The organism is Bacillus sp. MHSD_36, assembly GCF_030757775.1.
Taxonomy (GTDB): Bacteria; Bacillota; Bacilli; order Bacillales; family Bacillaceae_G; genus Bacillus_A.
This window is the reverse complement of record NZ_JAVBIS010000009.1, coordinates 35,196-47,625: the sequence shown is the minus strand read 5'-3', so window position 1 is coordinate 47,625 and position 12,430 is coordinate 35,196. Positions and strand designations below refer to the sequence as shown.

Below are 12,430 nucleotides of genomic sequence, written 5' to 3'. Positions count from 1 at the left end.
CTAACGATCCCCTACCAGGAATCGGGATTTTACGAGATACATATTTCATCTAGCTGTGTATTCAAAACTGTTGACGTTCAATTCCAACAAATTGAATGTCAACAGTTTTAAAAGCCTCTATTTATTTCCCCTTTCATTTGTTCGATATTTTGTAACATCATCATAGTATTTAATATGTTAGGATGTCTATAAGTATTTTTTACTACAACTATGACTTTTTCTGTTCTGTTTCTAAAAATAGATTTACGCTTTAGAAAACATAAGCTAAATGGTTCATTACACTCCGATAGTTATAAAAACATAATATATAACACAGGTTAAATAAAATGTATAAAGAAGGTGTAAAAATGAAAAATAAAATCAATTTACAAATACAAAATATAAGCTTTGTTTTAATAATTGCTTTAGCAGTATGGTTAAAAACATATCTTATTACAAGATTCAGTTTTGATTTAAAAATTGAGTCTTCTACACAAGAGCTTATTTTATTTATTAGCCCACTCGCTGCATCATTAGCTTTTGTCGGATTAGCATTATTTGCAACCGGTAAAAAGAGAAATTATATCGCACTATGTATAAATTTCTTATTAACAATCGTACTCGTTGGGAATGTCATGTTCTATGATTTTTATAGCGATTTCGTTACGTTACCAGTACTTGGACAAACATCAAACTTTGGCCAATTAGGCGGCAGTATTATAGAAATATTAAACTACAAAATTATTCTCGCATTCGTAGACATTATTTTCTTCTTTATTTTGTTAAAGAAGAAGGCACTAGCCTTCCAAACAGGACGTGTAACTCATCCGGCACGCTTGTTATATTTCCTCTTAACAATTGGTGTATTTTTTGCGAATCTACACCTTGCAGAAAAAGAACGACCTGAACTATTAACGAGATCATTCGACCGAGTCATGCTTGTTAAAAATTTAGGACTTTACACTCATCAAGTATATGATTTAACACTGCAAGTAAAAGCAGGATCACAAAAAGCACTTGCTGATAGTAGTAAATTGCAAGAAACTGAAAACTACGTAAAGGCAAACCAAAGTGAGCCGAATCCTAATATGTTTGGTGCAGCGAAAGGGAAAAACGTAATTGTCGTTACTCTTGAATCCCTACAAACCTTCTTAATAGGCGCATCAGTTAACGGGCAAGAAGTTACACCATTCTTGAATGAATTCATAAATGAAAGCTATTACTTCGATAACTTTTTCCACCAAACTGGCCAAGGAAAAACGTCCGATTCTGAATTTCTAATCGATACGTCGTTATATCCATTAAATCGAGGAGCTGTATTTTTCACACACGGTAACAATGATTATACTGCGACTCCAGAAATTTTACGTCAGCAAGGTTATTTCACTTCTGTATTCCATGCGAATAACGCAACATTTTGGAATCGCAACATTATGTACTCTGCTCTCGGTTATAATCGTTACTATAACGAACTTGATTACAAAATTACGCCCGAAACAAATTTAAATTGGGGATTAAAAGATATCGAATACTTTGATCAATCAGTAGATATATTAAAAACTATTGATCAACCATTTTACGCTCGTTTCCTTACGTTAACGAACCATTATCCATTTACGTATGATGAAGATACAAAATTCATTGAACCATACAACTCTGGTAATGGTGTATTTGATCGTTATATCGTAACGGCACGTTACTTAGACGAATCAATTAAAAAGTTTATTGAGCGTTTAAAAGCCGAGGGAATGTATGATGATTCTATTATTGTATTGTATGGTGATCATTATGGCATTTCTGAAAAACATAATCGCGCAATGGCACAGTTTTTAGAAAAAGATGAAATAACAGAATTTGATACTTTAAATTTACAACGAACCCCTTTATATATTCATATGCCTGGCCAAACAGAAGGTCAAACGATTTCAAAACCTACGGGACAAATCGATATGAAACCTACTATTCTAAATTTATTAGGAATTGATACTACGAACGATATCCGTTTTGGTCATGATATGTTTTCAGATGAATATACCGGTTTTGTCGTTTTACGTGACGGTAGCTTTATTACAGATAAGTATGCATACAAAAACAATACTTTCTATGACCGTATAACAGGTGAAATTGTAGATTTACCAAAAAAAGAAGCACAAGCACTCATTAACCGTGCACAAAATGAATTACGAATGTCTGATAAAATCATTGAAGGCGATTTATTACGATTCTCAGAAAGTAATAAAATAAAAACTGGTGAAGTACAAACTAAAATTAAAGAGACTGAAAAATAATGTAAATATAAAAAGGGAGCAACTTATTACAGTTGCTCCCTTTTACTCGCTTATAACATATGATGCAATGTCATATAAAGTGAAACTTTAATCAGTGGGGGTTTTCTTCATCCCCCACTGATTATCAGCCCTCACCAATCGGACTTTTATGGGCAGCCCGCCCCCCACCTAAATTCTTTGCTTTCGTTGAATTTTGAGGTGGGGGTCTTACTGCCCATTAAAACGGGATAAAAAACTCGTATATTTTACTTTTATTCTACGCTTGTTTCTAAAGTTGCATCTGTATAGGTATGATCATCACCTATATTTAAAATTACTTCACATTGACGTAATCTCAATTCAAAGAGCATGATAGAATCATGGTAGACTTCAGGGTTTGATTTCATTTTATGTAACATCTCTTGTTTTTCTTGTATTTCTAAATGAGCGTTTTCTACAGCTTGTTTCAAAGAATTAAATGGATTCCTAAAGAATATATGAATATCCCTCTCTTGCGTGTTTTCAAATAGCTCAAATTGCAAGAAAAACTTCCTCATAATAGAAGCCGTTACCTCAGTATAATCTTCATTTTCTACATACTGTTTGTATTTGTTATATAGCATACCTTTGTTTTTAGGTAGAACTCCAAATAATTTACCGGCACTTTTCAGTAAAAATTGCGCTGGTGTAAATCGACGTAAAATATTTATTTCATCCATTTGTATTCTAGTCGTCATTCTGTCAGTATCTCTGCGCCAGTCATCGAGCACTTTAAAATCACAGGCTAACTGTATTCGATTTTCTCCAAATAAAGAATTAAGTCCTTCACTAAGTTCTTCTAGATATGATTGACTTTGAAGAAGCTCATTATTAGAAGTTTCAATCCAATTTTGCATAGAAAGAGCTAGATTAGGTAATACCGTTTGTTCTAAATATTTATGCACTCTCTCATTCATTGCTTTATTTAGTTCCGTATCAATGTGCCCGAAATCACTTTCTTCATTAATTAAATCAGAACAACTCTGTAATATCTTCGGAATATTTTCAGTAAGATCATTCGTAATTTCCGTTTTCATTGTACGATATGACTGTGTAATGAAATGAATTTTTTCCTTCTCAAAAGCAGTAAGATTATTAATGCTACCATTTAGTTTCACTAGCATATCTTCATTCCAATTAATCGTATCCACTAGATTATTTTCCTTCTCAACACGTTTATCTAAAAGATATGTAATTGTTTTTCGAATGAAAAACAATAGCTTTTCAGTACGTTCTACATCAATATTTTTATGATTACAATTAAAATGAATAAACTCAGTTAACTCATTTAATTGTTGACTACTTGTATATAACGAAGAGTAAGGGAAAATTCTCGCTTGCGGGAAATATGTATTTATTCTCGCTTGCGTATCATATAATACTCTTTTCACTTCTGCTTCACTATATATGTTATCGATTTTATTTAATAAGAAATGAATTTTTAAATTTGGTGTATGTTCTTGAATGCTTAATAGACTGTCACGTTCTTTGTCAGTAAAAGGTGAATCCGCATTCAATACGAATAGTAATTCATCTACAGAGTTTAAATATTCGAATATCTCATCTCTAGTGTCGTTATTCCTATTAAAGCCAGGTGTAACTACAAATGTAAGTTTATTTTCACTTAAAAATCTACATGGTAATTTAAATTCAACACATGCTCTATCTCTATATGTTTGATGTTGTTGAGACATCATATTATGGTAATCAAAGATATCTTCCGTTGTTGTAATTGCAGAGTCTGTTATGGCGTTAATTTCTGTATGAGTATCATTTTTTAAAACTACTACATTTGAAATTGATTTTTCTAGTATATTTTCTCCTAATATAGAGTTAATAAATGTAGTTTTTCCGTTCCCTGAGGTTCCCGTTACTAAAATACGATTTTTGCTTAAATCTGCGAGCTCACCAACTAACCATCTAAATCGGTGACCCATTTCTATATTATGATTTTGCGCCCACTCTGTAATAGATTCAAAAAGATTCAAACTATACTCTAAACCATTTACATGATTAATAGAATATAACAACAGGTTTTCCGCATGTTTTATATTTACTGAATCTATTTTGGATGGGAAGATCTCATCCCATGCCAATACAGCGGCAGATGGAAATACAGCATATGACGGATTAACTACCTTTAGCCAATTTGTTAACAAGTTTGGAATGATATCGTGCAATTGTTTAAGCATATATTGACCTTGAATTAATTCAAAGTACGTTTCTTCGTAAAGAGAAGAAATTTTGTCCCATATATCGGACGACTCTATTTCAATATGTAAGAAAAATTCATTTATTGTGTTAAGCCACAATAAATAATTTTGTTCATTTTTATAACTATTCCAAAGTGATGAAACCAGTTGCGTAAATTGTACTTGATCTACATTATTTAGCGTAACTAATACTTCATAGAAATAATCTGGTGAAATATGTTTAGTAAATCTTTTATCGATATATCCTTTTAAAACTTCAAACCATGGATAAGATTCTGTTCGGATTAACTCATTCACAGCAAGCTCTACTGCACTATCAAAATCTTGCTGCTCCTCATAAAAAGAACGGGCAATTTTTGTGACATTTGGATAATCTGGATTTAAAGAAACTGCTTCTTTAATAACAGCGAAAGCGGAGTCAAAATTATTTTGCTCTATGTAAAGAGAAAGTAATTGTAGTCTAATTTCTGTCATCAATATTATATTATCAGTAGTAATGGAAGTATAAACATTTTCAGCAACTGGTAATTGATTAAGCTCAAAATAAGCATCCGCAATATTTTTTTGTGCCCATGGTGTTAATTCATTATTAACTTTCTCCCATTTAAAAATAGCTGCTTCAAAATCTTGATGGCGATAATAAAATTCACCTTGTGCAAAACGAATATAAGATCCATCAGAAATCTCATTTCTTTCTTCGTTTACATAAACTTCTCCAAGTACGTCAAGCGGTGGTTTTGTTTCATTCTCCATTAGGAATGTTTCATAATACATCTTTTTTATTAATTGTTTTTCTACTCTCATCTTTTCCCCCACTATATCTTGAAAATACATTTTTAAGATATGTCAATCCTTTTTGTATGTATGCTTTTTATCTTAACAAAGAATATCTTTTGGAAAATTTCATTTTCCTTTCATTTTTCAAGTAAGATTGAATTTTTATGAGAAAAGTTTCAGTTTTTTTTCAATTTCCTTTCAGTTATGAAACAGCATTAAATGTTCCTAATAACCTAATAACACTATAATCTCCTGCATTATATTATCAAGAAAAAACTATATAAATCATATTATAAAAACAATTTATAGCGAATATATATGCAAAAATCCCTTCTCTAATAAAGTGAAACTTTAATCAGTGGGGGGTTCTTCATCACCCACTGATTATCATCCCTCACCAATCGGACTTTAATGGGGGGCGGGCTGCCCATTAAAGCGGGATAAATGAAAGAATTCATTATCATATATTTTTCACATTCTTTTCCTTTGAAATATTTCAGTAGGTACGCAATTAAATTCCATTAACCTCTATAAATAACTAGTCCAAAAGAAATCTATATGCATATCATGTTATAGTAAAGAATCCAGGAAATCCTAAAAGGAGGCATTTTCATGTTTGAAGATAAATCTAAAATAAACTACCCATATGAATTCACTGAAACTACAACAATCCCACTAAAAAACCCCATCAATAAAAATTTCAAAAACGGCTCTGGTACACATACTTTTCCAATTAAAAAACACTATAAAGAACAGGTGTTATATACGGAAAAAATTAATAATAATAAAAACAAATAACCTGATAGGCTCTTAAGCAATTAATCAAATAAAAATCTATATTAGACCTTGCATAGTTATAGGTAATAAATAAATCTTTCTTATACAATTCATGTACTTTTAAAAAGTGCTGATATACAGCGCTTTTTTATACATAGATAATGGAAGAACAAAAAAGGTATGGATAGTTTCCATACCTTTTTTGTTCTTTACTATTTATAAATGGCCTACGTCCATGTTTATTTCACCTAATAGCACTTTAATGGCCTTCTAGAAGTTATTGGATTGTATTTATATAATACCTTGAATATTTTATGTCTATTTTTTCTTAAGGGATATTTATTCGGGTTACTTATTAGATTATCAATTATATACCTTCCGAATGCTACTTATTATAGGCCATTATTGCTCTATTATATATTCAAAAATTCACCAAACATTGTTTCAAAGCTACTTAGTTTTCATAAAATATTTTTTGTTTTCGTTGGAACGGATAGGCTTTAATTTCATCTGTATCTAAATTTTCATGAAATAAATGAATGGCTATAATTTGTCTACAATCGTAGGTATGATAATAATATGTTCCAGACTCCATACACATTACGCTTGTATATATTGTATTATCTAATGCACCTTCTTCTGTTATTACTCCGCCTTTAGGAACCTCGCAATTTGATAAAATATGAAAAAGGGCCGATACTCCCTCTTCTTCGCTATCTATACCTTGAATATTTTGTTTGCCATATGCTGCCCGCACAAATCTTGATGGCGGGGTGAAATCTCCTGGAAGTCCCATTGAGCCTGAGCCCTGACCAAAAGCACTTAATGGTAAGTTACTCCACTCTGTCGGCGCGAATGGCTGCGATTTAAGGCCTATATATTGTCTTAAATTTTGTAAATGCCAATTAAACTCCGGACTATTCGTCATCACTCCTAGTGGGTTGTCATACAGTTTTAATCCTTCATTTGTCGGCTCTAGTACAATGCAATCTCCCCATTTATCCGCTAAAATCCAATGTAGTGGTGGCGTAAGTCCTAAATCCGGTAATGGTATATCCAAAAAGGTAAGGCTATCTACAGATTTCTTTAACTCTTTGACAGAGTTGAATTGTGTCAGACTCCAGGTCACAAAATCAAATGGAGCCAAATTCGTTTTGTTGTCATCTATACTTTGACTATAAGTAGCGAATCTTGGAAAATAGAGTGTTGCACATGTCATACCTGCTTCATTTACTCCGTCCGCCATAATGATCCTTCCTTGATGATTAATACCCATTCCGACCGTAGCATGCTTCGTATTAATGATTTCACCAGTTATATTATTCCACTGGTAATGTCGAGGAATGATTATTACTTCTTGATTCAAATCTAATGTAAAGTCCATCGTTCTTGCAAAAAGATGCTGACCGTTTTTTGTCTGTAATGTCAAACTCGTACACATAAAGAACACCCCGTTTTATGGTTTTATCTACACTTTACACAATTCTGATAAGTCTGTAAATTAAAAACCTCTTTCTATGAATTCATATGATTTTTCTACACTTAGTATAGATAAAGAATTTATTAACAAAATAAAAAACTTTTAGACTAAATGCAAACAAAAAAGAAGCGATTTATTTCATCGCTTCTTTTTTATTAAATTATAATATCCCTACATAACCCTCTTAAACATCTTCTCCAGCTCATAAGTAGAATGATGTACAAGAATCGGTCTTCCGTGCGGGCATGTGTATGGGTTTGTTGTTGTACGTAGTTCTTCCAGTAAAGCAAATATTTGATCGTTCGTTAAATATTGATTCGCTTTAATGGACGCTTTACAGCTCATCATAATGGCTGCTTCTTCACGCAGTTTTTTAATATCCACTTTTTTTAGTTTGACGACTTGTTCCATCATTTCGTCGATAATTTCTGTTTCTTGACCTTTCGGGAACCATGTTGGATGCGAGCGGACGATAAAGGATTGATGGCCGAATTGCTCCAAAAATAGTCCAACTTTTTTTAGTTCTTCTAGCTGCTCTTCGACACGTAAAAATTCAGTAAGAGATAAGTCGATACGGTATGGTACAAGTAGTTCTTGTACTTCTTGCGCTACTCTTCCTACTTTATCACGGAAATATTCATAGTTAATACGTTCCTGTGCGGCATGTTGGTCAATCATATATAAGCCTTTATCATTTTGAGCGAAAATATATGTTCCATGCATTTGTCCAATTGGATAAAGCGGTGGTAAGTCATTACCGTTCATTTCGATCTCTTCTATTTCCTGAACTTCTTCTTCCAATTCCTCTAATTCAAAGTCTTCATCGTTACTGTTCCACGATTTCTCTTCTCGAATCGGTTCTTCTATTATCGGTTTAGTAGATGGTTGCCAACTTTGTTCTTCTCTTACGATCGACTGTGGCGGTTGCCATTCTTGCTTCGGCGGTTGCCACAGTTGTGCTGGCTGTTTCACAGCCAGTGGTTCTTCTCGTTTTTCATCCATGCCTGTCGGCAAAATGATTTCCGGCATAGATGGCTCTTTTGGCTTCGCATGCTCAAACTGGAACTGTTCTTGCACACTTTCATCTTTTTCTTTTTTCTTCGTTGTTACACCTGCATCTGGGATAAGCTGTATTTTTTTAAATGCTGCTTGCAATGTTTCTTCGATAAGCTTTAGCAATTCTTGTTCTTTACTAAAACGAACTTCTAATTTCGCAGGATGTACGTTAACGTCAACAAGCATTGGATCCATTTCAATCGATAAGAAGCCGATTGGATATCGTCCGACTGGCAATAATGTATGGTATCCTTGCTGAATGGCTTTCATTAATACGAAATTTCGAACGTAACGACCATTTACGATCGTTGACATATAATTTCGAGATGCTCTCGTTACTTCTGGTAATGTTACATAACCTTTAATTGTGAAATCTAAAGATTCCGCTTCAATTGGAACTAGCTTTTTCGCAACTTGAATGCTGTAAATCGATGCAAGTACTTGTCTTACATCACCATTTCCTGATGTGTGAAGCAATTTCTTTTCATTATGAAACAGCTTTAACGATACTTCTGGATGTGACATTGCAATACGATACACGATATCTGTAATATTCCCAAGCTCTGTATGAATAGTTTTCATATATTTAAGACGCGCTGGTGTATTAAAGAATAAGTTTTGTACTGTAATATCTGTTCCTTTTCGGCTCGCTGTTTTTTCCTGCTTTATAATGTCTCCACCTTTAATAATAAGGTGTGTACCAGGTGCATCACCTGTGCTAGTGATTAATTCTAACTCACTAACTGAGGCAATACTCGGCAATGCCTCACCGCGGAAACCGAGTGTTCTTATGCGAAACAGATCGTTTTCATCTTTAATTTTGCTCGTCGCATGTCTTTCAAAAGCGACGATACAATCTTCTTCTGCAATGCCATCCCCATTATCAATGATGCGAATTTTCGATAAACCAGCTTCTTCTAAGTGGATTTCAATAGATGTACTATTCGCATCGATAGAATTTTCCACAAGTTCTTTTACGACTGAGGCAGGGCGCTCTACTACTTCCCCTGCCGCAATTAAGTTAGAGAGTTGGTCATCGAGTTTGCGAATTTTCCCCATCTACTTACTCATCCTTTCTTTAACTTTTTCTGCAAGCGATACAGTTCGTTCATCGCCTCTAAAGGTGTCATATCAAGTAAATCAATTTTTTTAATTTGCGTCAGCACTGCCGTTTCTTTCGCATCTAAAACTGGCTTGTCTTGTTTTTTCGAAGACTGTTCTCCACCAAAGAATGATAGTTGTGATTCTTCTTCAATCTCTACTTTCGTCTCTTGTATTTCTACTGGTTCTTCTTTTACAACTACAGGCTCTGAAGTAACTTCTTGTACTTTCACTTCTGTACGCTTTGGAATAATAATTTCTTCCTGTCCTTCTAGTTGTGCCAACACTTCTTTCGCACGAGCAATCAAGCTATCTGGAAGCTCCGCAAGTTGTGCAACATGAATTCCGTAACTTTTATCTGCCGCCCCGTCTTGAATTTTATGAAGGAATACTACTTTTCCGTTCTCTTCAATAGCTGAAACGTGTACATTCTTCAGTTGATCCAAACTTTCTTCTAGCACTGTCAATTCATGATAATGCGTAGAGAATAACGTTTTCGCACCAATTTGGTCGTGAATATGCTCAATGATTGCTTGTGCAAGTGCCATACCATCATACGTAGATGTACCGCGTCCAATTTCATCGAATAAAATTAAACTTCTTTCTGATGCGTTTGCAATGGCATTTTTCGCTTCTAACATTTCGACCATAAATGTACTTTGACCTGAAATTAAATCATCCGCTGCACCAATTCTCGTAAAGATTTGGTCAAATACAGGTAATACTGCTTCTGTTGCTGGTACGAAACAACCAATTTGCGACATAACAGTTACAAGTGCTAATTGTCTCATATACGTACTTTTACCAGACATGTTCGGTCCTGTAATTAAAAAGACATCCATATTCTCTGGCATAATACAATCATTCGGTACATACAATTTCCCGTTCAATACTTTTTCTACGACAGGATGACGACCATCTTTAATAAAGATTTCGCGCTTTGTTGTTAGTACAGGTTTTACAAACTGTTCTTCTTCACTAACTGTCGCAAAACTTTGCAGTACGTCTAATTCACTAATTACTTTCGCTAAATGCTGTAATTTCGGAATAAATACTTTTACTTCTTCACGAAGTGCTGTAAATAAATCATATTCTAGTTGTACAATTTTTTCTTCTGCTTCTAAGATTAATGTTTCTTTTTCTTTTAGTTCATCTGTAATGAAACGCTCCGCATTAGCAAGCGTCTGTTTACGCTCATAGCGGCCTTCTGGTAATGCTGTGAGGTTCGCTTTCGTTACTTCAATGTAGTAACCGAAAATACGGTTGTATCCGATTTTTAACGATTTAATTCCTGTAATATCACGCTCTCGTTTTTCAAGCTCAGCAATCCACGTTTTTCCGTTTTTACTAACGTAACGATATTGATCAAGCTTGTCATTATAACCGTCTTTAATAATATCTCCATCTTTAATAGAAAGCGGTGGGTTTTCTTGAATACTTCTTCCTAGTAATTCTGTTAAGCTCTCACATGGATCTGCGCCTTGAATTAATCTCGCTGCATACGCGTTATCTAACAAACTAATCGCTTCTAAAATAGCTGGCACTTGAAGTAACGAGCGTCTTAACTGTAATAAGTCCCGTGCATTGACATTACCAAATGCAACTTTCCCTGCTAAACGTTCTAAATCATATACTTCTTTTAACTTTTCTTTTAAATCTTCGCGTAGAAAGTAATCATTAACAAATGTTTCAACCATTTCCAAACGCTCTTCAATTCGCTCTTTCTGTATAAGCGGACGCTCCATCCACTGTTTTAACATACGACCACCCATAGCGGTTTTCGTCTTATCTAATAGCCATAATAATGACCCTGTTTTTTCTTTCGTTCGAAGTGTTTCTGTCAGCTCTAAATTTCGCTTTGAATGCACATCAATTTTCATAAATTGATTCGTATAGTAAATTTCCACTGGTTGCAAATGATCTAATGAACGTTTTTGCGTTCTTATTACATAGTTAAATAAACGTCCAACTGCTTTAATTAACTTTGCTTGTGAAACATTTTTCACAAGGTGTTCTAACCCTTCAGGAATTGCCGTTGCATCTTCATATGAAATCGTCATTTTTAACGTTTCAGTTAACTTGTTTAGTTCATCTTTAGAAAAGGAAGAATCTACAACAATTTCTTTCGAACCAGTTGCATACACTTCTAATAAAATATCTTCTACTGAACCGGTCAATAACGTTACTGTATTTTGTCCAGTCGTTAAATCATTACAAGCTAATGCATATGATCCATCTTCAAAATGTGTTAACGCGGCTAAGAAGTTATTTTCTTTCTCATCAATTGTACGCCCTTCCATCATCGTTCCTGGCGTAATTAATTGTACGACTTCACGGCGCACTACACCTTTAGCCGTTTTTGGGTCTTCTACTTGCTCACAAACCGCTACTTTATATCCTTTTTCAACAAGTTGTTCAATATAATTTTTAGCCGCATGATACGGTACACCGCACATCGGTATACGTTCACTACTACCACCGTCTCGGCTCGTTAATGTAATTTCAAGTTCGTGGGCTGCTTTAACCGCATCCTCAAAGAACATTTCATAAAAATCACCTAAGCGGAAAAATAAAAAGGCATCTTGGTAGTCTGCCTTAACTTTTAAATATTGCTGTATCATAGGCGTATATTGCGTCATACTTATCCTCCATAATTCTTACATAATAATCTATATTCATATATGTCACACTTCACGGACATCCATATCTCCTATTTCAGGAGTCTTTCTTCATTATAGCAC

General features: G+C 34.0%; 6 protein-coding genes. 2 read left to right on the top strand and 4 right to left on the bottom strand.

The genetic code is table 11. From position 1 onward, the window contains the following. The first annotated feature begins 347 nt into the window (after positions 1–347). Positions 348–2,267: an LTA synthase family protein gene (locus Q9B79_RS23790; RefSeq protein WP_306188201.1), complete on the top strand. Its 1,920-nt coding sequence runs from the start codon at positions 348–350 to the stop codon at positions 2,265–2,267. Positions 2,268–2,518: 251 nt separating this feature from the next. On the opposite strand, the gene Q9B79_RS23785 is transcribed toward Q9B79_RS23790, so the two are convergent. After that, positions 2,519–5,302 (bottom strand): dynamin family protein, encoded by a 2,784-nt coding sequence (locus tag Q9B79_RS23785; RefSeq protein ID WP_306188199.1) that lies wholly within the window; start codon positions 5,300–5,302, stop codon positions 2,519–2,521. Between the two features lie 585 nt (positions 5,303–5,887). Between Q9B79_RS23785 and Q9B79_RS23780 the strand changes: the two genes are divergently transcribed. After that, positions 5,888–6,073: a hypothetical protein gene (locus tag Q9B79_RS23780; protein ID WP_000461128.1), complete on the top strand. Its 186-nt coding sequence runs from the start codon at positions 5,888–5,890 to the stop codon at positions 6,071–6,073. A 433-nt stretch (positions 6,074–6,506) separates the two neighbouring features. On the opposite strand, the gene Q9B79_RS23775 is transcribed toward Q9B79_RS23780, so the two are convergent. From Q9B79_RS23775 to mutS, 3 genes are all read right to left on the bottom strand, one after another. Next, positions 6,507–7,493, bottom strand: a complete 987-nt coding sequence (locus Q9B79_RS23775; protein WP_306188197.1) for a choloylglycine hydrolase family protein — start codon at positions 7,491–7,493, stop codon at positions 6,507–6,509. 210 nt (positions 7,494–7,703) lie between these two features. Continuing rightward, entirely contained in the window at positions 7,704–9,647 is a 1,944-nt protein-coding gene (gene mutL / locus Q9B79_RS23770; protein WP_306188195.1) for a DNA mismatch repair endonuclease MutL, read from the bottom strand. Positions 9,648–9,655: 8 nt separating this feature from the next. Beyond that, entirely contained in the window at positions 9,656–12,328 is a 2,673-nt protein-coding gene (mutS, locus tag Q9B79_RS23765; protein ID WP_306188194.1) for a DNA mismatch repair protein MutS, read from the bottom strand. Positions 12,329–12,430 lie beyond the last annotated feature (102 nt).

Coding starts and splice junctions, on each gene's coding strand:
- Q9B79_RS23790 (WP_306188201.1), top strand. CDS start 348: ATGAAAAATAAAATCAATTTACAAATACAAAATATAAGCTTTGTTTTA.
- Q9B79_RS23785 (WP_306188199.1), bottom strand. CDS start 5,302: ATGAGAGTAGAAAAACAATTAATAAAAAAGATGTATTATGAAACATTC.
- Q9B79_RS23775 (WP_306188197.1), bottom strand. CDS start 7,493: ATGTGTACGAGTTTGACATTACAGACAAAAAACGGTCAGCATCTTTTT.
- mutL (WP_306188195.1), bottom strand. CDS start 9,647: ATGGGGAAAATTCGCAAACTCGATGACCAACTCTCTAACTTAATTGCG.
- Q9B79_RS23780 (WP_000461128.1), top strand. CDS start 5,888: ATGTTTGAAGATAAATCTAAAATAAACTACCCATATGAATTCACTGAA.
- mutS (WP_306188194.1), bottom strand. CDS start 12,328: ATGACGCAATATACGCCTATGATACAGCAATATTTAAAAGTTAAGGCA.